Annotated in this window: 19 protein-coding genes and 1 pseudogene; 6 read left to right on the forward strand and 14 right to left on the reverse strand. The window is 58.5% G+C overall.

Features of this window, described 5'->3' with window-relative positions; all coding sequences use genetic code 11:
* Positions 1–355 precede the first annotated feature (355 nt).
* Entirely contained in the window at positions 356–2,179 is a 1,824-nt protein-coding gene (gene glmS / locus C1D09_RS27900) for a glutamine--fructose-6-phosphate transaminase (isomerizing) (protein WP_143977247.1), read from the reverse strand.
* Between the two features lie 456 nt (positions 2,180–2,635).
* A complete protein-coding gene (locus C1D09_RS27905; protein ID WP_006329186.1) occupies positions 2,636–3,280 on the reverse strand; it encodes an acyl-homoserine-lactone synthase in 645 nt (214 codons plus the stop codon).
* A gap of 681 nt (positions 3,281–3,961) precedes the next feature.
* Between C1D09_RS27905 and C1D09_RS27910 the strand changes: the two genes are divergently transcribed.
* The 6 genes and pseudogenes from C1D09_RS27910 (at position 3,962) to C1D09_RS27940 (ending at position 11,818) form a co-directional block, all read left to right on the forward strand.
* Positions 3,962–4,714 carry a carbonic anhydrase gene (locus C1D09_RS27910; protein ID WP_027056310.1) on the forward strand — a complete coding sequence of 251 codons (753 nt, stop codon included), beginning with the start codon at positions 3,962–3,964 and terminating at the stop codon, positions 4,712–4,714.
* Between the two features lie 397 nt (positions 4,715–5,111).
* A complete protein-coding gene (locus C1D09_RS27915) occupies positions 5,112–5,801 on the forward strand; it encodes a B3/B4 domain-containing protein (protein ID WP_097572440.1) in 690 nt (229 codons plus the stop codon).
* 84 nt (positions 5,802–5,885) lie between these two features.
* Complete coding sequence (locus tag C1D09_RS27920) at positions 5,886–6,524, forward strand: LysE family translocator (protein WP_027056312.1); 639 nt, start codon at positions 5,886–5,888, stop codon at positions 6,522–6,524.
* A gap of 18 nt (positions 6,525–6,542) precedes the next feature.
* Positions 6,543–7,430: a dihydrodipicolinate synthase family protein gene (locus tag C1D09_RS27925; RefSeq protein ID WP_027056313.1), complete on the forward strand. Its 888-nt coding sequence runs from the start codon at positions 6,543–6,545 to the stop codon at positions 7,428–7,430.
* A 254-nt stretch (positions 7,431–7,684) separates the two neighbouring features.
* Positions 7,685–8,296 (forward strand): annotated as a pseudogene (locus C1D09_RS27935) (ISKra4 family transposase); the annotation flags it as partial.
* A 978-nt stretch (positions 8,297–9,274) separates the two neighbouring features.
* Positions 9,275–11,818, forward strand: a complete 2,544-nt coding sequence (locus C1D09_RS27940) for a two-component system VirA-like sensor kinase (RefSeq protein WP_143977248.1) — start codon at positions 9,275–9,277, stop codon at positions 11,816–11,818.
* 119 nt (positions 11,819–11,937) lie between these two features.
* On the opposite strand, the gene virB11 is transcribed toward C1D09_RS27940, so the two are convergent.
* The 12 genes from virB11 to C1D09_RS28000 form a co-directional block, all read right to left on the reverse strand.
* Entirely contained in the window at positions 11,938–12,978 is a 1,041-nt protein-coding gene (virB11, locus tag C1D09_RS27945) for a P-type DNA transfer ATPase VirB11 (RefSeq protein ID WP_027056317.1), read from the reverse strand.
* Entirely contained in the window at positions 12,962–14,101 is a 1,140-nt protein-coding gene (virB10, locus tag C1D09_RS27950; protein ID WP_027056318.1) for a type IV secretion system protein VirB10, read from the reverse strand. The genes virB11 and virB10 overlap by 17 nt, the downstream gene beginning before the upstream one ends.
* Complete coding sequence (locus tag C1D09_RS27955) at positions 14,098–14,979, reverse strand: TrbG/VirB9 family P-type conjugative transfer protein (RefSeq protein WP_027056319.1); 882 nt, start codon at positions 14,977–14,979, stop codon at positions 14,098–14,100. Before C1D09_RS27955 ends, virB10 begins: the two co-directional genes overlap by 4 nt.
* Positions 14,976–15,689, reverse strand: coding sequence for a type IV secretion system protein VirB8 (locus tag C1D09_RS27960; RefSeq protein ID WP_027033433.1), 714 nt, complete (start codon positions 15,687–15,689; stop codon positions 14,976–14,978). The genes C1D09_RS27955 and C1D09_RS27960 overlap by 4 nt, the downstream gene beginning before the upstream one ends.
* Entirely contained in the window at positions 15,686–15,844 is a 159-nt protein-coding gene (locus C1D09_RS27965; RefSeq protein WP_080680416.1) for a type IV secretion system lipoprotein VirB7, read from the reverse strand. Before C1D09_RS27965 ends, C1D09_RS27960 begins: the two co-directional genes overlap by 4 nt.
* Before the next feature lie 26 nt (positions 15,845–15,870).
* A complete protein-coding gene (locus tag C1D09_RS27970) occupies positions 15,871–16,758 on the reverse strand; it encodes a type IV secretion system protein (protein ID WP_027056320.1) in 888 nt (295 codons plus the stop codon).
* Positions 16,759–16,815: 57 nt separating this feature from the next.
* Positions 16,816–17,490 (reverse strand): TrbJ/VirB5 family protein, encoded by a 675-nt coding sequence (locus tag C1D09_RS27975; RefSeq protein ID WP_027056321.1) that lies wholly within the window; start codon positions 17,488–17,490, stop codon positions 16,816–16,818.
* A 13-nt stretch (positions 17,491–17,503) separates the two neighbouring features.
* On the reverse strand, positions 17,504–19,873 hold the full coding sequence (gene virB4, locus C1D09_RS27980) for a type IV secretion/conjugal transfer ATPase VirB4 (protein ID WP_027056322.1): 2,370 nt from the start codon (positions 19,871–19,873) through the stop codon (positions 17,504–17,506).
* Positions 19,873–20,199, reverse strand: a complete 327-nt coding sequence (locus tag C1D09_RS27985) for a type IV secretion system protein VirB3 (RefSeq protein WP_019856520.1) — start codon at positions 20,197–20,199, stop codon at positions 19,873–19,875. Before C1D09_RS27985 ends, virB4 begins: the two co-directional genes overlap by 1 nt.
* The gene (gene virB2, locus C1D09_RS27990; protein WP_245436993.1) at positions 20,199–20,504 is read right to left on the reverse strand and encodes a pilin major subunit VirB2; all 306 of its coding nucleotides are present in this window, start codon (positions 20,502–20,504) and stop codon (positions 20,199–20,201) included. Before virB2 ends, C1D09_RS27985 begins: the two co-directional genes overlap by 1 nt.
* A gap of 74 nt (positions 20,505–20,578) precedes the next feature.
* On the reverse strand, positions 20,579–21,361 hold the full coding sequence (locus C1D09_RS27995; protein WP_027056324.1) for a type IV secretion system lytic transglycosylase VirB1: 783 nt from the start codon (positions 21,359–21,361) through the stop codon (positions 20,579–20,581).
* A gap of 107 nt (positions 21,362–21,468) precedes the next feature.
* The gene (locus tag C1D09_RS28000) at positions 21,469–21,684 is read right to left on the reverse strand and encodes a hypothetical protein (RefSeq protein WP_133117143.1); all 216 of its coding nucleotides are present in this window, start codon (positions 21,682–21,684) and stop codon (positions 21,469–21,471) included.
* Positions 21,685–22,532 lie beyond the last annotated feature (848 nt).

A 22,532-nucleotide genomic window follows, 5' to 3' on the forward strand; every position in this document is an offset into this window, starting at 1 on the left:
CGCAGCTGGCCGCCTGGCAAAGTCAAAGGGCAACCGTCTCACCGACGAAGACCGCGGCGAGCCGCAATCATCGAGCGAGGACGAAGTAGTGGACAGCGAAGGGTTTTATCCGCATGCGGCAGGAGGATCGCTTTGTGGTTAGCGCTATTGCTGCGTATTCGATGCTTTTCTCGACCGGGTTTGCCCGTAGGCACAGCCAAGCAGTGTGAGGGGAGGCCAAAGGGATAACCAATCGTCGCTAAACGGCATGCTCCAGCAAATAACGGCAAGGCGGTAGCGGCGCGCTTGAGCGCCGGTTGAAGTGCTTGGAGTTTTTTCCGAATGGGCGAGCGTTGCGACTAATGAAGGCGTAACATCATTCGACGGTGACTGATTTTGCCAGGTTGCGTGGCTGGTCGAGATCTGTGCCCATGAAGAGCGCCGTGTGGTACGCAAGAAGCTGTATCGGCAGCGAGAAGATCATCGGCGCGATAATCTCGTCGGTGGCCGGCAGCACGATCGTGTGCATCGTATCGAGTTTCGATGCGGATGCCCCTTTTCCATCGGTGATAAGGATAATGCGCCCTCCGCGGGCGGCCACTTCCTGCATGTTGGAGACGGTCTTGTCGAAAAAGCGATCATATGGCGCGATGACGATCACTGGCATGTTCTCGTCTATCAATGCGATAGGACCGTGCTTCAATTCACCCGCCGCATAGCCTTCGGCGTGGATGTAGGAGATCTCCTTGAGCTTCAGCGCACCCTCCATCGCCAGTGGGAAATTTGTGCCACGGCCGAGATAAAGGACATGATGACACTTTGACAGTTCGCGCGACAGAAGCTCAATCTCCGGCTGGATGCTGTCCAGTACCTGCCTCATGAGGCGCGGCATTTCGGTGAGGCTCTCGACGAGCGCCTGCACCTCATCTTCGGTCACGGTTCCGCGGGCCTTGGCTGCGTGGATGGCGAGTGCGGCAAGAGCGGCTAGCTGGCAGGTGAAGGCCTTGGTGGAGGCGACGCCGATCTCTGGGCCGGCAAGGATCGGAAAGACCACATCGGCCTCCCGAGCGATGGTCGATTCGCGCGCATTGACGACAGCGCCAATTTTCAGCCCAAGCTGCTTGCAGTACCTCAGCGATGCCAGCGTATCGGCGGTTTCGCCCGACTGTGAAATGAACAGAGCCGCAGACTGCGGCGACAACGGAATCTCGCGATAGCGGAATTCGGATGCAACATCTATTTCGACCGGCAGGCGCGCATAGCGCTCGAACCAGTATTTTCCGATCAGCCCGGCGAGATATGCGGTGCCGCAGGCAGAGATCGCCAAGCTCGGGATCTTGGCGAAGTCGATGCCAAAAACCGCATCGGCACCATTTTCGATGAAATTGATATAATGACCGAGCGCATCGGCGATGACCTCGGGCTGCTCGAGGATTTCCTTCTCCATGAAGTGGCGATGGCTGCCCTTGTTGGCCAGAGTGGCCACGGCCACGGAGGTCTGGCGCGGACGCGCGACGGGGTGGCCGTCGTAATCAAAGATATCAGCGCCCGTCCTGCCGACAACGGCCCAGTCACCGTCAATGAGATAGGTGATTTCATTCGTGAATGGAGCAAGCGCGATCGCGTCGGAGCCCAGGAACATCTCGCCGTCGCCGTGACCGATCGCCAGCGGTGGTCCATTGCGCGCCGCAATGATGGTCGACGGATCATCCTCAAAGAGGATGGCAAGCGCGTAGGCACCCCTGACGCTTTTCAGCATGGCATGCACCGCCTCACCACGCCTCATGCCCTCCCGGCGGTGCCTTGCCAAGAGATGCGCAAGGACCTCAGTGTCGGTGTCGGTCTGGAACTCGGCTCCCGTCGCCGCCAATTCGTCCTTCAGTTCGGCGAAATTCTCGATGATGCCGTTATGGACGACGGCCACACCATCCGTGAAGTGCGGGTGTGCATTGCGTTCCGTCGGTGGCCCATGGGTTGCCCAGCGGGTGTGGGCGATGCCGATGGTACCACCCAGCGGCTCTTCCTTGAGCCTCCTCTCGAGATTGACGAGCTTGCCCTCCGCGCGCCGGCGGTGCAAGGTGCCCTCGGTGATCGTCGCAATGCCGGCCGAGTCATAGCCGCGGTATTCCAGACGCTTCAATGCGTCGACCAGGCGTTCCGACACCGGCTGTTGCCCAACGATGCCAACAATTCCGCACATGTTCTTCTCCGAATTCTTCCCGGCAGCCTTAGCCGACGCAGACGAGGGACGCCGCCCGGCATGCGCTCAGTTAGATTCTTCTAATGGAATCCAGTCAGTTCGGTAAAATTGATTGTTGGGATAGCCATCATCCACGCCATGGATGAACTAAACCTCAGTCCAATGCGGGTGATGTGAACCGGGGCGTACGCTTCCGCCTTCAACGGGCTGCGCATATCATGGCCGGCGCCCTCACCTGCGTTAATAGCATGCAAGCCGGCCGGAGGAGACGGGGAATACTTGGGCCGAGTGCGAATGGGTAGTCCCAGCGCACTCTTTGATCTCGCCGTTCAATTGTGCGGACGCTGCTTCATGCATCATTCCTCGGTTTGCTTCTCCAGGCCGGACGCAATGACTCCTTTCGGCGACGAGAAGCAAACCCTCTTCCGATCCCTGGGGCCACGCACCACGTCTTAGCTATCCGCATGGGCCGTGCGGCAGGCCGAGAATCGGTCGCCACAGTACCGGCCCATTCAGACGTCCCCTCCAGCGGATGCGCAACAGGCTGGCGTGAGAGATCTCGAGAAACCCGGCCACCGCCTCCGTTTTGCCGACGGGCTGCGGCTTTCCGATACGCGACAATGGCCACGTTGCGAGGCGAAGGATCCGTTCCATACGCGTATCGGTCACCGTCACGATCCGGGTGAGATTGTTAGCCAAGCCGAATTCGATCATGCCGGCGAAGAGCTCGTAGGTTGCTTGGGCAAGGCCGCCTGCCGCCTTGGGCGTTGATGGGGGCAAATCGAGCGCGAAACGGCTGCTTTCCCATATGTCGGGACTCGCGGGCGCCACAGCTTCACCCAGCAGCGCCGGGAATGTGTCGCGCAACATGGTCGGCCCAGTGGTTGGCAAGAGGCGCACGCAGCCACGAATTCGCCAATCGGATCCCTTGAGCAGCAGATAGACAGGCTTCAAGTCGTCAAAGGTGTCTGTTTCCATTTCGCCTCCGGTCTGAACTTCCCAATCGAGCCTCTCCTTGAAAACCCGATATCTGAGCCCGTGCATCTCTTTGAGCTCGCCTGCGAATTCGCTGTAGAGGCCAGGTGTGATCAGCTGAATCATTCGTCGCCTCCGTGCGGGTTGTGTTCCCGCCATCGAAGGGCAAAGCGCACAGCGATGCAGCCTGTGGACGTTTACAGCTATCCTCGCGGAAGGATCCGGATCTCGCCTGACCGGAGGCAGCCAGCCTGGCAACCGCATGGATCGTCCGAACGCGAGCTTTGCTTGGCATTTTCCAGATGGAAGGCCCCCTTGCCCTTTGAGACCTGCTTTCCAAGGCGTATTCGCGCGTTTTATCCATGCCTTTATGGTCTTGGAGAGCGTGGCGGGCAGGCTACACAGTGGGTGGCCGAGAGGTCGGGAATCAGTTGGAATGGAGGAATTCGTCTCGCCAAAGAGGGGATCCTTTGCAATGCACTGCCTGCCCGACATTCCCGCTTCAACGTTACGCGCCACATACCGCCGAGTAACAGCCGGACCGGCGACGCCGGCTGTGCTGGTTGTTGGCCTGATCAGCGGCGGCACGGTGAATCTGAGCCACGTCGCCAGCCATTTCCACGGACCGGCGAGCGTAGCCTCCAACGATCGCCGGCGGCGACGCTTCTTCCAGTTTACCAGTTCGACGAGGACTGGCTGGCGTGTACGCTGGTGGCGCGGCTCAACCTACGCCCGCCCTTGCGGCTGTGCCTTGACTGCACCAATTGGAAGCAAGGACATAAGGTTCGCATCAAGGAGCGAGGCAATATGCATCGTCGTAACCTGATTAGAGCATTCATCGCGCTGGGCGTGTGCCCGATCTGCGCCCAGACCGCGCGTGCGGCCAGCGCCCATTGGGGATATGGCGGCTCGGTCGGGCCGGAGCATTGGGCCGATCTGGACACGAGAAATTTCGCCTGTTCGGCGGGCAGGCAGCAGTCACCCATCGACATCGCCGGCACGGTAAAGGCGGATATACCGCGCATCGACATCAGTTGGCTCAAGGGCGGCGGCAGGATGGTGAACAACGGCCACACCATTCAAATCAACATGCCGGAAGGCAGCACCTTGACCCGCGGGGATCGCGTCTACCAACTGGCACAGTTGCATTTCCACGCGCCGAGCGAGCATCACGTGGCGGGCATGAGCTTCCCGATGGAAGCGCATTTTGTCCATAAAGACACAAAGAGCGATACTCTGGGTGTGCTGAGCGCCCTTCTTACGCCTGGCGCGACAAATATCAGCTTTGCCGGTCTCGCCAAGGTCTTTCCGGCCCGGCCCGGCGAGGAGATGGCAGTTGACGAGTTCGATCCCAACGGGCTTTTGCCAGCCTCGCTCGGCTACTGGACCTATGAGGGATCATTAACGACTCCGCCCTGCACCGAAAACGTGGAGTGGATGGTTGCAATGGAACCGGTCGAGGTCGACACCGCAGACATCAAGCGGTTTACGACGCTTTACGCATCTAACGCGCGGTCGATCCGTCCCTCCAATCGGCGCTTCATCCTAGGCCTCAGCTAAGGTCATCGCGCGCGTCAAGCAAAACCGCGGTAACAATCGGGGGGTTTCAAACAGTACGACGCCACCATGGTGGCGCTGGCATCACGATAATGCCCTAGGGTTCACAACAGCATGACCGGATCATGGGAACTTGTGGGCCGCTTGCTTGCGGAGAACTGGGTGGCGTCACCGACACCCGTACACTCCGGCCTGGATCTGCTTGATCAGGGATTGATAAATTCGACGCGTCGCTCCCGTGCTGCGAGAACCCTCCTTATACTGGACCAATTAAAATCTCCAAAAGTGGCAGTTTAGTTTGGACCAGTGAACTGCAATATTGGCTTGCAGTCAGGGAAGCGATCGTGACTGGTCGCGCCGGTCATGGATTGCTTGCGCTCGAACTGATGGAGTTGCCTGGATGTTTGAGGGTCCCATCATCGACGGTCGAATTAAGAATATTGCATCGGGATTTAGAGCCGTGAGCGTCTACGTCGATGCCACTTCAGCTGGAGAAGGACGTTTCGATCCCCGATTGCTTGGTGAAGCCTGCGATTGCGCGTTGGCGGATGGCCCGGCTTGGGCAGAAGCTCATCTGGCGAGTTGGTCCGACGCCTACGTCGTCTTTGGCGCGAAGCCTAACCGTACGCCGTGCTCAGCCCAGGCCCTCAGAAAGCGGGTTCTGAAAGACGGCACTCTTTCGACGATCAACCCGATCGTCGATCTCTACAACGCCATCAGCCTGAAATACGCAGTCCCGGTGGGTGGAGAGAATTTTGACGCCTATGTCGGAAGACCCCACCTGACGATCGCTGACGGGAGTGAGACGTTCGACACCATGATGAATGGAGAGGCGGTCAACGATCCTCCCTTGCCCGGTGAGGTCATCTGGCGCGACGACATTGGCGTCACCTGCCGACGCTGGAACTGGCGACAGGGCACTCGAACCCGCCTGAAGACCCTAACAGGCCGGATGTGGTTCGTACTGGAGGCGTTGGAGACCATGCCGGACGATGCATTGGCAGAGGCGACGGATGCCATGGTCGGAGGGCTGAATGCCTTGATGCCTGGCTGCAAAATCGCGAGCCAAGAAATTGCCATCGCCGGATGAGGTTTCCGGTCGAGCGAGCGGATCGCTGGCCGCCCGGGGCATCCGGCGCGATCGATCCGATCGAGATTATCAAGGGCTGAGAGAATGAATGTCGATCTCCATCAGTTGCTCATCGTCTTTGCTGCATATGTCATTGCCGCGGGGAGCCCCGGCCCGAGCAACATGCGCATTATGGGGGTTGCGATGGCGCGCGGCAGAGGTGCTGCGCTCATGCTTGCCTCCGGCGTCGTCAGTGGCTCGATCTTTTGGGGTTTTATGGCCTCCACCGGCATCTCCGCCCTGTTGGCCAGGTACGCCCAGGCACTGCTCGTTCTGCAGGTTTTCGGGGGGCTTTACCTGCTATTCCTCGCCTTCAGGGCGGGACGGTCGGCGCTTACGTCGGACGAGAAGCTGGCGGTGCGCGCATCGACCGACCAAGTCGCTCTTTCGCGGGGTGAGCTCTATAGGAAGGGCCTCTTGATGCATTTGGCGAACCCAAAATCCGTGCTGGCATGGATCGCGCTCGTCACGCTGGGGATCGGCCCGAATTCATCGTGGCAAAGCATCGCGGCGATATTGGGTGGCTGCGCCATCCTAAGTGTCACGATATTCTGCGGCTACGCCATTGTCTTCTCCACACCGCCTATGGTGGCTCTATATCGCCGCTGCCGCCGCTGGATCGAAAGTCTGTTGGCGATGTTCTTCGCGTTCGCCGGGCTGCGTATGCTGCTTTCCCGTATGTAGTTTCGAAAGGAATGGATGATGACTTTGTTTCGCGGCCTGTCGGCGTTCCCCCTTACGCCAACCGATGCGGAAGGGCATGTCGACACCGAGGGTCTGGCTCGTTTTCTCGAGCGTATTCAACGCGCCGGAGCGGACTCCATCGGCCTTCTGGGGAGCACGGGCGGTTATGCTTACCTCACCAGGGAAGAACGCAAGCGTGCCGTTCAGGCTGCCGTGGAATGCATCGGCGGCAAAACGCCTCTTGTCGTGGGTGTGGGTGCATTGCGTACCGATGAAGCTCAGGCTTTGGCGCGCGATGCCAAATCCGCTGGCGCTGACGGCCTGCTCCTGGCACCCATGTCCTACGTTCCCCTGAACGAGGACGAAGTCTTCCAGCACTTCGTCGCGGTGGCCGAGGCGGGGGAATTGCCTTTGTGCATATATAACAATCCAAGCACCACGCGCTTCACATTCAGCGACGCATTGATCGCCCGGCTGTCGGAGGTGTCCAACATCGTCGCGGTGAAAATGCCTCTGGCGGCAAATGACGATTACGCGGGGGAACTGGCACGTTTGCGGTCGATGACGCCTGACACGTTCACAATCGGATACAGCGGCGATTGGGGCGCGGCGGATGCCCTGCTTGCCGGATGTGACACCTGGTACAGCGTTGCGGCAGGTCTGCTGCCGGTCCCGGCGCTTGCGCTGACGCGTGCAGCGCAGTCCGGCGACGCGGTGGAGTCCAGTCGGTTGAACCGCGCTTTCGGGCCGCTCTGGACCTTGTTCAAACACTACGGCAGCTTCCGCGTTATGTTCGTCATCGCCGACTACCTCGGTCTGGCGCACGTCCAGCCACCGCGCCCTATTTTGCCGTTGCCGGAGGACGCCGGAGATGACATTAGGCAGGCATTGGAGAAGCTCGAATAGCCGAGCACAGGGCATGCCCAGTGCCACTGCTAGTTAGGCACCCGGCGCGCGGGCGTTCCGCGCACCGTTCGAGATGGAAGTTAGGCGGCGCAGAATTGGATCGGGTTGGTCGCGCTTTGGCTTTGCGGTCTCTTCGGTGGTGAAATGGTCGCAACGTTATCGTGCTCCGGTAGCGCCGGGAAGATGGGCGGCCATCGCAAACGCGTTCTGCAGCCGCATCGAACTTTCATCCGCGACCAAACGACCGGAAGTAGAATTTCGAGCTGATCGTAGGCCGCTCGCTGCCTGAAGAGGGTGCTCCGCGCTACATCGGTTTCGTCTATGGCTATGATCGCGAGCCGCAACGGCGCATTCTCGACCATCTCAAGAAGCAGCCCGTCCAAGCCAATCAGGATATCACCCTCATCACCGACGGTGGGGAAGAATCGCCGACTGGTTCCATATCACCGTGCGCATCAGGGTCCTTCGGCAGTTCGTGCAAGGGCTCGAAAACCAGGACGAGCAGACCGGACAGGACCTGCTCGAAACTCTGCGCAGGATCAAATGGCATCTCTGGCATGTTGACGTCTATCGGGCCCGTCACGAAATCGCCGACCTGCAATTCGACGCGGAAGGTCTCGAAACAGGCTAGCCGAACATGCGCAAGTTCCTGACCGCCATCGGCGAGTTCACCAGGCCTACATCGCCTCCGACAGTGCCAGCCTGATTAATTACGGCGAGCGTTAGCGGTCCGGAGATCGCATCTCTTCGGCCCTCGTCAAGGCCACCGTCAACGCCGTTCCAAGCGGGTCGCCAACAAGCGGCAGATGCAGTGGAGCAGGATCGGCGCACATCTTCTGCTGCAAACCCGCACGCAGATCCTCGATGACCGTCCCGACGCGCTTGGCGTGCAGCCCCTCACCTCGCCCGCGCCCCGCGGTGGTTCTTGCCAAGAGACGCTCGCTCGCATCTAACGAAAACCGCCGCTGCATTTAGCTGCATCCATTGTTCGGATGCGTGCGATCCAAACAATCAATTTGTTCAATCAGCTTCTTGAAAGCTAACCCTTGTTTGGTGGAACATGGGCTCTGGTCGTCGACGCTGGCTTAATGCAGGGGCTGCACGCAGGAGATACAATGCACAGAGATCGCAAGCGGGTTAGCGGCATAATGGCTGGCCGACCGGTGTCATCCCCAGGCTGCTGCAGCGTGCGGCTTGTCTGTCCCTCCATGATCTCTCGGAAGACAGTTCCGAATACTGCGACCGGTTGCCCGCCTTGTGTGTCGCCTCGATCTCATAACCGATGGTGAGCTGCTCAATGGGCTATCCTTCACCGGATAAGAGATGAAGTGCGAACGCTCCTCGGGGATCATGCCGATCGTACGTACGTCCTGCTTACTCTGGTCAGGCATAGAGCGCAATTTGTTGGCCCAGCTATGAAACTCTTGCCGGAAGTTAGCTCTGCCGCGTGCGTGATGGCTTGAGCGGACTGACGCAACGAAGGCTCACGAGTATTCGGTTCCTGCCGTCATTATGACGAGACTCAACGGTACCTTCAACATCGGCGTGGTTCGACTCGCCGCGCGAAAACAGGCAAATCTCGATTGAATCCGTCACGCGGTGTCAGCCTGGCATTGGTGCCTTCCCTTCTCAACAACTATCAAATCAGCATTCACGGATAGCCCAGTTTCTCACGTGCCGTAACGCCGTGCCTTCAGTTTCCACGTTCGCGTCGAGCTCGCGAGTGGCCAGAGTTCGGAGAACGGTCGAAGTCTAATCGCCGCGAAATTCAACGGAGGGTCAGCGGGGCCACGGGGGCAAAGTGCGACGGTGTCTAAGCCGTCTTTATGAGGGGAGAGGTACACATGGTTTTCCTGTTCCAGCAGCATCCGGCCGCACACCGAAGCAATGAGGAGCTAGAATTCAGATCGGACTTTCGCAAGGCGCGCACCGCGCATCAAACGCCGTTTCGTTGTGAAAAAAGGCTCAGTACCGACAACGTTTTTGTAATCGCCCTGGCGGCCTCGTTTGCGCTCTTGTTCGGGATACAGAGGCAGGACCCACAGGTCGACGAGGCGGTCCTAAGTGAACTGCGAACGATTCAGATCAACTACGCATTGCTCCAGCGCGATGTCGCCCGCGCTCGAACCGACATGGTATTGGACTTCCGCCCCGTTGATTCTACCCTCCAAGCATTGCAAAGGAACGTTACAAACTTGCAACGCCTTGCCGAGATTTCGCCCGATGAGAGCTCCGGAGCGCACTCCAGGTTGCTTGCACAGCTCAAAAAGTCCGTCGAGAACACGGAGGCTGCCATCTCGGCAGCGGCTGCGCAAAATGAGCTTCTGCAAAGCTCTCTCGTACGGTTTGCTCGCTCGGTTAATCGCCTTGAGGGGGCGCCGTCCAACAGGCTTGAACTCTCCAATTTGATCCTTCAGTTTTCGGCCAGACTACCGGGATTCAGCCTCGCATCACAGATCGATCAGTCTCTCAGCCGACTTCCTCCGAGCCAGGACCAAGCCACCCACGATGTTGTCCGCAACGGCCGCGCTATCCTGTCCGCGTTGTCGAGAGTGGACCGCGCAGCCGATCGGATCGCATCCTTTAACACGTTCGCCAAGGCCGCCGAACTGGAGCGCGAATATCTGAAAGACTACAGCTTGGCCAGCGCGCAAGCGCAGCGCACACGACTTTTCTTTGGCTCGGTGTCCATATGCCTCTGCTTGTTTGCGATCATTCGGGCCTTCAGGCTGCATGTGCGGACGAACCGGTTGGAAAGGCGGCTGGAGCTTGAAGAGGCAATGCGTGAGATCGAAGCTCGCTTCAACGAAAGTAAAGCAAAGAACGGGTCGCCGCGCTTTTCAACGGAAGCAGCGCTTAGACTTGTTCAACGCGCTTTCGACGCGGATCACTGCGCGCTTGCTCAGGTGGATCCGAGTCTCAGCAGGCATACCGAGTGCTTTGTGACGAACACGTGCATGCGTGTCTGGAACGTCGCGCTTCTTGATGAAGTCGTTTCACTTGTCCGCGCCGGACGGCCAGTGTTTCGCGTCGTTCCGGCGGCGGAAATGGTTCGCACCGCCCTAGACACTTCCGGTGTTTGTCAAATTGTTGCTTGCAGGGCCTCCGATCAGCAGGCTGTGGTTTGCATCCTTGTTTTTGAACGAGATCGCTCACTCCCCTCAGCAGGCGACCTGTGGGTTCTTGCCAGTGCCATTGTGCGTTTGAGCAACCATCTTGAAATGCAACGTGTAAATGCCGAACGCGACCTTCTGGTGAGTCGATGGGAGCAGGTGGAAAGGCTGAGGACCGTCGGCACGATCGCAAGCGGCGCCACACATGAGTTCAACAATATTTTAGGCGCAATAATCGGATATTCAGAAATTGCCCAAGGTCTGGTGCGTCGCCCCTCCAGAATACGGAACCACATCGACCAAATCATCTTAGCTGGACACCGCGCCAAGCTGATCGTTGACCAGATCTTGTCACTCAGCCGAAACCGCAAGCGCGTTGCAGTGCCTTTCAACGTCTCCGAAATTGTCATGGATCTTGCGCCATTGCTGCGGGTTACAGTTCGTGCGGGTGTTCAGTTGAACTTCAAGATCAACGAGTGGCAAACGGTGGTCGAGGGCAGCCCAACCGAGATGCAGCAGATTCTCATGAACCTGTGCAAGAACGCGTCGGAGGCTGTCTTGAACGAGGGCCGCGTCGAGGTTAGCGTTTCTCGCGCCCAGGTGTGCCAAACCAAGCCGCTGGCTCAGGGCACCTTGAGACCTGGAGATTACGTTCTCCTCTCCATCAGCGACGATGGCCCAGGAATCGCAAGTTCGATACTTCCGCATGTCTTTGAGCCCTTTTTTACCACGCGCTCTCTCGTCGGCGGGACCGGGCTAGGTCTTGCTGCAGTTGACAGGCACGTGAGCGCGCTCGCAGGATACCTAGACGTCACCTCGGTTGTTGGCCGAGGTACGCGCTTTGATATCTACTTGCCAGCCTCCGAGGAGGAGCCAGTCAGCGCTGACGTCACTTTCGGCCCATACAGCGGATCACCGGCCAACGGCGGAATCATTGCAGTCGTGGAGCCCGATCCAGCAGAGTTGGAGATTCACAAGGACAATATCGCCGCGCTGGGTTATGAGCCGATCGGCTTCGCGACCTTCGAAAGTCTTTGCGGCTGGATCGAGAGCGGGAAGGCAGCTGACCTGCTGATTTTGGCGAAGACGCCTTTCCTCGAGCGAGGACGGGCAGAGTCCGTATGCCCGGCCATCATGACGGTGCCTTTCATAGTCATCGGTGACATCGACCCCACGCCGGTCACATCTGACAATCAGGCCTTCGTCCTTCGGCTAGCGAGACCGGTCTCGTCCAGGACAATAGAGCATGCGATTCGTATAATGATGATGGCGTGATGCCGCCGACTCGCTCATTCTATGCAAGTGTGAGAAGGCCTGGCAAAAGACATCGAAGCAGAACAAAACGACGCGTCGCATCATAATGGACTTATCGATCCCGAGACGTTGTTCTAGCCTTAGTGCTTGTTAAGGAGGTCGGCTACTGTCTCTCCCCGTCGCCGGGCATCGGCGGCGAGCCATACCTCTCCCACCTCGTACAGGTCACCTTGGGTGTGGAACGGCACAATGACGTCAACGGCAGCCGACAGCATGTCAAGAAGCGTTCGATCTTCCACAGCGGCTCCTTGCGGGCTGCTCTTGACGAGGGAAAAGAGCTTTTTGAAGCCCTGGACCGGATCAGCCCCATGGATCGTTGATATTGATCCCGCATGGCCGGAGACGACTTCGCTAAGGTAGGCCCATGCAGCATCATCGCGCATCTCGCCGAGCAATATTCGGTCAGGGCGCATGCGCAAGCTCGCTTGCAGCAGTTGCTCGGCTGTCACCGCACCTACGCCTGCTCGGTCCTTCGGATAGAGTAACCGGACATGGTTCTCGTGCGGGATTACAAGCTCCAGCGTGTCCTCGATACTTATCAGTCTCTCTTGCGGGGGTATAGCGTTGATCAAAGTCTTGCTCATTGTCGTTTTGCCGCTTCCAGTAGGTCCGCAAAGCAGCATCGTGAGCCGTCCCGAAACACACGCTTGCAAAAACTTCTCCAAGTCACCATCGTCGTATTGCTGAAGAATAGTTTGGTCCTGCCGCTCTTGGCGCTGTTTTCGTGACCGCCATTGATTCCAGCGTGAGTATTCGTAGCGAGAAGAAACTTCCTTCAGTTCGGTCACACGACTTGAAGGACGCCGTATCGTCAGGCTTACTGTTCCTGAGGGAACAGCGGGCGGCAAACAGATCTGCAGCCGCTCTCCGTTCGGCAGCTCAGTCGCACAGAGGGGGCTTTGCGGTCCGACATCTTGCTTGCGCAGCGCTCCAGCGAGAATCGCGATGTCCTCCAGATCGTTATAACCTAGTGGTAGCGGATGTTTCGTGAAGACGCCGGCTTGTCGCACAAACGCTTCCCCAGGCCGGTTGATAGCGACCTCTTCGGTCCTCGGCTCCTCAAGCCATTTCAGAACGGGGTCGAGAAGCAAACGCAATTGAGGGTCAGCCTCCGATCGCATTGTTGTCTCTCCGGCGTTGGCGATGTTGGGGGGCTGGCGCCACGACGGTTGCCGTGAGACCGTATACATCCGAGAAATCGAGGTCGCGAGCCACAAAGATGGATACAGCATCTCCCTGGTTTTTCTTCAGGGTTGGCGGGATGTTGACCGTCGCTCTCAGTGTCGTCTCGACGGCTTGTCCGCCATTGCTCTGGAAGCTGTTGATGCCGCTTCCTCCGCCAGAGCTCGCCGCGTATTGACCGGCCGCCTGGAACGCGCCTTGAAGGACGCTCATCAGCATTGCTCCGCCAAAGCGTTCCCGGAAGTGATTATCCACCGTGCCAGGCACTCCGGAGCGGCCGAGCTCGTCAGCGCCCGGCGATGCTATCGAAACGAGGGCATGGTCAGGTGTTTCGATGCGCGTCCACAGCACGAAGACACGCGCATCCCCCTGTTCGAGACCATGCTGGATCTCGCCAATCACGGTCGTCCCACGATCCAAGAGCACGACATTGTTGGTGGCGCCGCGGACGTCTTTAGGTAAGACGCACTTCACATAACCGGGTAAATTTGTGTCGACTGCCGTTTGCAAAAGGCAAGGAATGATCGTTCCCTGAGTAATCACGAGATCAGGGTGCGGCAAAAGTGTGGCCCGGCTCGGCTCCTGTATGTCTGGCTTCAATCGGCCCGACAGGTCGCCACCGATCGAAATCTCATCCGCGGTCGCGGGAGCATCCTTGTGGTCGTCTTCGCTCCGCTGAGCCACGTCGGGCTTTTGACTGCTGCTGCTGTAGGCGAAAATTGGTGACTCCTCGGGCGGCGGTTCAGCTGCCGCGGGTTGCGGCGTGGATGGCGCAGGATCTGCCGCCTGCGCCGCCTTTGCGGGTGCTGGAGGTTCGGGAGCAAGCTCAATAGGCACGGGGCGGAACGGCTCGGCGTTCGGGGAAATTGGCGGGTTTGGCTGAGATGGTTCGTCTTGTGTGCTGGGACGACTTCCGAGCCAGATGAGCGACAGAGATGAGATGAGAACAAGACCGGCGACGGCCAATTTCTGTGATCCCGAAACATGCCGGCGGGCCGGCTCCGAGACCAACGATCCGGATGCATTTACATCGTGTCCCGACTGTGGGCCGGTTTCATTCATCGGCCCGAGCCTTTCAAAACGCGCCACACGTCGGGTCTCACTGTACCGGTCCCCGGCGCTTGTCCAACAGGATCATATGCCCTGTTGAAAATCGACAATACCGTATTGCCATCTCTCAGACGCCATTCCCGGGCGACTGCGGATACTTCAACATAGTCGCCTTTGACTGTGAAGTTGGCAGCGGCTTCCTTGCCGTCGGGATTGATAATGTAGAGGGAGGGTATACGGGAATTGCTTGCGAAGCCAAATACGGTGGTAAAGCCATTGTCGAAAACCTGCAGCGGCGCCAGCGATCGATCGCCCTTTGCGACGTAGTGAAAATTGCTTTCGTCGGAACTGGCAGTTGTACCGGGCCGATTCAACAAATCCTGAACCCTCTGTTCCTGCAGCACCTTTGCCCGGGCCTGACCAAGAATCGAGCGCTTTTCTGCTGCCTGTCTCAAAGCAGCGGCCTCATCACCGGGATAAGTGAACTGCACACTGTAGTATAAGTCAGGTTGCTGCTCATCTAGTTTTGGCATCGCTCTCGTTGAAATGCTGAAGACATATCTGCGGGTACCGGACTCACTGTCGGCCAGAACGACGACCGGCTGCGGCGGCAGGATCCGGCTGGCCTTAAAGAACAGGTAGTTGGCGCGTGGGAGCGCAGCCAAGTCTTTGCTATTGGAAACGGCCACGGCTGCGACGGTCTCGTTGGCCGCGAATGTGACGACCAGCGTTGCCCCCACCGCGGTCGACAGGCGCACCACTTCGTCGGGACGGTAAGCCAAGTAGCGCATCCGCGCATCATGCTTGCCGGCAAGCGGGGTGTCTTCCGCGGAAGCCTCCAGCGTTAAGAGTAGTGAACAGGCCAGGGCGAGAAACGCTCTTTTTGTCATGGCTGCACGTCACCCAGGTTCGACACGCTATCTTCCGAGGTTTGATAGGAAGTGACGAGTAGACCTCCCGGATTGGTGAGCCTTGATTGGGCAGGCAGATCTGTCAGGCGCTCGTAGCGGATGGTTGCTGTCCAGGTGGTCACCAGCGGCATCTGCCCATCGATGGAAAGGGTGCGTTTGTATCGGATCTGTTGAACGTCCGGACTGATGTCGTTTGAGGAAATATGCCCGACTTCGAGCTTGCCGAGCTTGCCGACTGTGACTTGCGGCGAGGTGGGATTCGGATAATTGAAGAAATCTTGATATTGCTGCCGCACAGCCGGTGCGCTGAAACTGGATACGAGGTCATAGCCGTATTGGGCGGAATCGGCTGTGTAGCTCTCGCGTAGGCGTACATATTCCCACAGCGAAGCATTTATGACGGCTCGCTCTTGGGTTGCCGGCAGTCGAGAGACTGACACTTCGCTGTCAACTGTTCCATCCGGGCGTACCCAGAGGAACACAGGTACGAGCTTGGCCAACGGGACCATGGCAGCGATGGTAAATGCCTGCGCAACATTTCCTAGGACCGCCGCTGCCGCAAAGGCTATGAGGGCCTTTGACAGGCGCCGCGCAGACTTCGCTCGTGAAGTTTGAAACGCTTCCACCTTCTTATAGTGGGCGGCTAGCGTTTCTCTCTCCACCAGAAGGGCATGTTCAGGAAATTTCACTTGGGCTCTTTCGCACATTCGACTTGAAGATCTTCAGGGGAGGTTTCCCATTGTCCCACGTTCAGTTGGAATGGCGAACCCGTGCAGGTCGCAAGCTTATCGGTTGTCTTGCAGGCCGCCAAAGCCAGTATTGACAAAAGTAGATAGTATTTCATGTTGAGGTACCGCGCTTGTCGATTGATTAACCACCTGCCGTTTTGGCAATGCGGCGATTGAGGCTGCTAAGAGATTGGTTCGCACCTGCCCAAGAACCGCCGGCTATGCTGCTGGCGATCGTCGGAAGCGCGACGATCAAAGCGTCACCAGCTAGGAAAAGCATATCGAGCTCGTAAAGCCCGATGATCTTGGCTGCTGTCGTACCCTTGTATTTGATCACCGCAAGCATGACTCCCAGCGCGACTGATTCGGCCGCGATAACTATCGTTGCAACGATGTTGAGGAGGACAAGCAGCAGCCCGTATGAGAGCAGTTGGCCGATCCATCTGGTAGCCATGTCTCGAGTGTGATCAAAAAGATAGCCTACAAGAACGAGGGGGCCGATCGCCAGGAGCACCTTCGTCAGAATTCCAACGGCATCATAGATCTCGAACGCTGTCCAGAGCGAGCCGTACAAAATCCATTGCGCTCCCTGGAAGGCAAGTATGTCCTGCTGATTCATTGGCCCAATTTCGGAAGCAATCCGCTGAAAGGCACTCTGACTTGCAGCGAACATTACGTCGAGCTTCTGGGGGATACCGATGAAGGGCAAGGTGCTTCCGCTGATCTGGTGGGCAAGCTTTGGAATCGTGTCGTCGAAGACCGATTCAATGTACAGCTGATAGTTGGCCTGCCCTAAGATGAGGGCGACGACAATCGATACCGTGACTACGCGCGAGATACCTCCGCGCGCGTCGACTTGACCGCGCATGACCAGAAAGCCTTGGATTATGATCCAGAGCGTGACGCACGCAACCAGAGGCGCACTGACCGCCTCTTGGACGTTTCCAATCACTTTGTGCAGCCCCACCGTAAAGGCCCCATGAAAGATCGCGTGTATGGCCGTGAATGGCGCAGGAATTCTGAAAACCATTGCGTGAACCTTATTTGCCCCTGATCAGCGCAGATGAGCCGGATGAACTAAGCGTCGCTACTCAAACATTCTGGCGGTGTCCTGGCGTTCGCGACGCTGCATCGCGGCCTCCTCTGCGGCGTGAAGGCTCGCTTGTGCAGTGGCCATCGTCAGCAGACTCGTGGCCTGGACATTTTGGATAATCGCATCATGAATCTGCTTGAGGACCAGACCGTTGGTGACGGTGGCCTGCACAATATTTCCCGAGCGGGAAAGCTGACCAAGCGTGTTGTCATTGGCCTTAAGGCGCTTGTCCATTACGCCCAGAGTGTCGGCTGCAAGAGCTGCGGCATTGATGGCACCAGCGATTTGTCCCTGTAACAGTTTCGCTTCCGAATCCGTGCCGTCGACTTTCCGGTTTGGGTTGTCCGCAATTGCACGCGCTTTAATCGAAGTTGGCGCCTGACCCTCAAACATCTGCCTCTCAAGCTGATTGCCCGACGGGTAGTGATTTCCTTGGTTCAGTGAACTTAGCAGCCCCGTGACACCGAATGACGAACTTAGTATCTCCACCATTTCCATCGTGGAAGCGAGCGTCTGGGCTGACTTTATCAGGATCTGCGCGGTGGAAACCGCTGTTAAGCCCGCTTGTGTTACTACCGCCGGGTCGATGACGACAAATTGCGACCGGGCCTGTCCGCTAAGTAGAAAGGAAGCGGCAAGCGTCGTTGCTGCAAGCGTGGGAAATCTCATGAATATTCCTCCGTCAGTCTTGAATTTCGTGGTAACGAGTCATGAACTTGTTGAGCCACGCACTTGGGGCATCTCCGTGCTGGTCACGAAGCTGGTCGACAAAGCGCACGGTGTTGGCCCGCCCCGAGAGTACGGCTACATACTCGCGCATCTGGCCAAGATCGAATTCGCAAACAACACTCCCGCTCTCGCGCTTGAGCAAAAACTTGCGGCTGCCAATTGCCATTCCCTGGCGGATTGCCTCGAACTCCTGCGTGGTGCACTTCAAGCCATCGACATACGCGGCCCGGTCGGCCGTCGGTGATGGGTAGAAGATCTTGGTCATGCATTGTGCAACGAGACTGGCTCCGAGGGGCGATTCAAGCACGTGTTCAGGCTGCTGCGTTGCGAGTATCAACATGCCGTTGTTCTTGCGGACGGTGAGCAGGAACTTGTCGATAACAGCCGAGAACTGCGGGTTGAGCAGATAGAAGCGAAATTCGTCGCAGCTCATGACGAACCGACGGCCATCGACAACAGCGCCCACGCGGTGAAGAAGATATGCGGCGGCCGGCGCACAAACCTCCTCAAATTCCAGGAGCTGCGTCATGTCGAAGCCGGTAATGGAGGCATCCAGCCTGACTTCGTCCTCATCGCCGTCAAAGGCCCATCCAAGCGCATTCCCTCTACACCACCGCTGCAGCCGTGCTCCCGCGCCCTCCGAGGGGCTGTGCAGCAGGAATTCGCGCAGGCCCGCAAGTGAGCGCATGGCGGGTTCGAACGAAAGTTGACGAAGAATGCCACGTTCCAGTCGACGGCTTTCCTCCGGCGAGATCGGACCACGGCCGTCACTCTCGATGAGGGCCATCAGCCATTCGCGCAGAAAGTCCAACGAGGCGGAGGTGTTGTCCAGTCCGCGCAGAGGGGCCAAGCCGCTCGGAGCGCCTCTGCGCAACGCAAGGTATGTCCCTCCCGTGGCTCGCACCAGCAGTTCACCACCCCGGTCTTTATCGAAAAAGACGATGGCACCATTGCGATCGACCACGCTTTGCTCAAGCATCGCGAGGATAAAGGTCATCAGCGTCGTCTTGCCTTTGCCGACGGGTCCGAATATCGCCGTCATGCCGACGTCATTCTCATGGGGGATGTAGTCGAAAGACGTTCCACCGTTTGTGCGAAAGCGCGCAACAGCTTTGCCCCAGTGGCCGGAGCTGGAACCGCTGGGGAAGTTCTCAAATGAGACAAGCCCGGCAAAATTGTACGAGGTGATCGCCCCGGGGCGCGTGCGCCACCTGTTGTTCCCCGGGAGTTGGGACCAGTACGCGGCCTCCATGCCGATACCCTCTTGGACGATAACGGCGCCTGTGTCGGCCAGCCTTGCGCGCGCATTTGCTGCGCGATCTGCAAGGCTATTGAGGCTGTCGCCATAGACGCACAGGCTCAGATGATGCGAACCCATGACGAACTCGTTGCTTGCCAGTGCGTCCTCTGCCTCGGCAAGTTCATTGATCTGGGTGAGAGCCTTGTCGCCGGCGCTCGTCATCTGGCTGGATTTAAGGCTAAGCTTCGCATGAGCTTGTGGCCGAGTGAGGAAGGAAAAGCTCTGGCTCAGGACAAGCGGGAAGTTGGCGGACAGTAAGGGATTTAGCATGCCTGGCCGCGTCGTCGCCGGATATTCACGGAACGAAAACAATGATCCCACGGAGCTATCCCCGGGTCTTCGAATCTCAAGCGCCCGCTTCCCGCAGATGACCCGATCAGTGTAGATCGAGGCGCCAAGCGAGCCGGTAACCATCGGAACCGGAAGAAACCGGCAAGTCATTATCAACCGAAGCGCCTCACCAATTTCCGTGAAGAGCACGTTGCCTTTCTCGCGAATACCCAACCGGCGCAGACCGTAACCGCCGAGTGAGCCAGCAATGATCTGCCAGAGGTCCTCCAGGCTTCGCATTTGTGTGGCCAGATCGTTGTCATTCCGTCTGGGGGATTTGGCAATGCGCCAGCCTATCTTGCCGATTGCGGTGCGGGGGGACACGACGATAGTGAGGAAGTGATCGTTGCGAAAGAGCTTGCCCGACAGCACATGGCGCTCATAGGCCTCGCTCAGACTGCCAGCAAATGCACTTTGAAACTGGCGCGATGCCGGCTCCGGCACATCGTTATTGCGCACAAGATGAGCGTATAGCGTGACATTGTCATCCGCGATGTTGCGCAAGAGAGTGTTGAACGCGCGGCAGCGCGAATTGCGCATCTCTGCGTCTTCCAAATCAAAGGGCAGGCCGTTCACGTGTGCCATGGCCATGATCGATCCGTCTTCCAGCAGGACAACCTGATCGCTGAGATGACCGACATACGGAAGATAGATCTCGCCAGATCTCTCGGTCCGGCCACTGGCGCCAAACATTACACCATTCCTCTTCCGCGTTTCGGCACTCTGATCGGATTGGCGCTGACGCTCGCGCCACCCCAGACCGGCCCGTCCACGCTTCTGCCGGCAGTCTGCAAATAGAGGAGCGCGACGCTTGCGGCGTTATAGTCACGCTCAACCACCAGCCGTGCCCCGAACCAGAGTGGCACGAGCACGATTTCATAAAGTGGGTTTTGAAGGACAATGATGACGAGACCAGCCAACATCATCAGCAATCCGGCCAGCGTCAGCGGCACCCCCAGAAACAGTGCGGGGCGTGTCGCCGCCACATAGAGGGTGCTCACTTCCAACCGGTCGCTCATCAGCCACCGCCTATGAGCGCCTTGCCCAGGAAGCTGGCGCCGAACATGATGACGATCCCTCCAACGACACCCGCAACCAAGCCAAGTGAAGCACGACCGAACATCCAAGAGATGCCGATGGCCACGAGTCCGAGCACGGCCAGTGATTGTCCGAAGGGGCCAAGTATGAAGGTGCAGATATTCTGGACCATCTTGGCGGGATCCGTCCCTCCGGTCACCTGAGCCGAGGCTGGCCCGATGGAGAAGACCGTCCACGCGGCGCCTGCAGCAGCGGCCGGTACATATTCAGCCGCCGTGCGCAGCATGGAAAAAGGCGAAGGAACACGCGTTTTAAGCGCACGAAGTATTTTGAGTGGCGTCATCATTGTATCTCCATGGTTCAATCGAATACGAGTTTGTTCGGGTTCGAGGATTCCCGCTCTTCCGCAGCCTGGCTGCCTGTCGGACCGGAGGGATCGGCCCCGGAGCGGTTTGACTCATACGAGCCCCAGATGTCCCAAGAATTTCGTTTGGGCTGCTTTCCATTGGCCTGTTGGCTCTGTTGGAGCAGAGGCGGCACGGCTTTCCGACCGGGTGCCTCAAGGTGTGGCGCATCTTGAGCGGTCGGCTCCAGGGTTGGCTCGGGGTGACTCGAGATGTCCTTTGCGGCTGACTCGACCTTGCGTACATAACCGTTGGTGAAGCCACGCGTGACGTCGCCCGTGTTGTAGGCCGAGATGGCACGGCGAAGCGCCAGTTGCTGCGCCGGAGCAGTCGTGCCGCCGGCATACCGGCTTTCAAGCAAGTGGGCGGCGGCCGATAGCGAGGCGCAGGGCTCGAAAGCCTTTTCCGGCGTGAGATTGAGGAAGGAAAAGTTCTTGCTGTTTATCTGCATCAATCCGACATCGACAGAATGTTGTGCTTCGAGGCGGTTCTTGATGCCCCGCGTCGCTTCCAGGCGGTCTATCCAGCGAAGCTGCTCACCTGTGGTGTTGTCATGAGCCACCAGCGTTTCAAAGCCACTTTCAATTTTGGCAATCGCGGCGAGCGTGGACGGCGCAACCCAGGGAGCGCATTTGCGCGACAGGCGGTGGAATTCACGGGGCGAAAGTGGCGCGGGCTCGGCGGGGAATGACATGGATGTCAACAGGGCGATGGCCAGCGGCCAAGCTGCAATAAACATTCCTATCCCCTACCTTTCCAAGCGTCCGGACCGGTTCTGGCCCTGTCCGGCACGCGCTTATCGGGCAGGTTTGTTACTGCGTGATGTTCAAGTTCAGCTTTTCGGTTTCAACTGAAGCAAAGAGCTTGTTCATGTCCGGGTGCATGGGCACCTTGCGCATGCGCGGGTTGCGCGGGCGCGATCAGCCGGCACATCTCGACCATCGTGGTGGACCATTCCTGCGCGGGATTGCCCGCCCCGGCCGTCCGTTGCTCCTGCAGCGTCAACTGCGACTTGGCATGGGCGGTGATGGAATCTTGTGTCAGCGCCTGGCCGAAGGACAAAATGGGGAGCTTGGCGGGTTCATCTCAGGCTGCGGAAGCTTGGGTCGATCGAACGCGAGAACCGACTAGGGCGCCGAGCTGCCCAATGTTGCGGCATGCTGCCGTTGTTGCAAGAGACAGCCATGCGCCCTGCATACTCAGGCATTGGTTGAAACCGCGAGTTCGTCCGCGAAGCTCGTCGGAGGCGCAAAATACGCGGGGACGAGGGTCAACTGGGAAGACGTGGCGGCGCAGCCGGCCTGGTGCGAGACCTGGTTCAGCTGTTCGGCCGCGCCGCGAACTGGTGGGTCACGCACAGTCCCATCGGCAGAAACCGCAGGCGGATTGACGCAGTCCGACAGCGCTCTCGACAAGTACAGTGACAGGCTCAAAAGGAAGGTATTGCATCAACTGAGAAATGTTAGCTCGCAAGGTAACCGTAACCGTAACCGGACCTGCCGATCGCCGGGAACAGGATTGGCGCCGCCGGCCACCTCCCAATGACCTGCCTTGGGCAGGAGACATACCGGTGGCACAAGGCCACTATAGCGAATCACGGCCGTTCTTCGGCCAACCGCCTCTGCGATCAGTCAACCGCCGCGGTGCTCCACCGCGTCGGAGCCGCACGCACGAGCGGGAGGATTTCGAGGTGATCCAGGTCCGCAAGCGCCAGAAACGCGAAGAAGATGCAAGGACATGGCAAGCGACCGGGCGTCCGTGCCGTCGTAATCAAGTGGTGTTGGCAGGCCTACACCAACGGCGGAGCTCGCGAATAAGCGAAGGACCACTCGGCAGGGTCATACCGGCGCTTGCAGCTGTGTGGTGGCCACCGGCTGCCTGGATGCGGTCAATTCGCTGTGGATGAAAAG

It is taken from the genome of Mesorhizobium intechi (assembly GCF_002879535.1).
GTDB lineage: Bacteria > Pseudomonadota > Alphaproteobacteria > Rhizobiales > Rhizobiaceae > Mesorhizobium > Mesorhizobium intechi.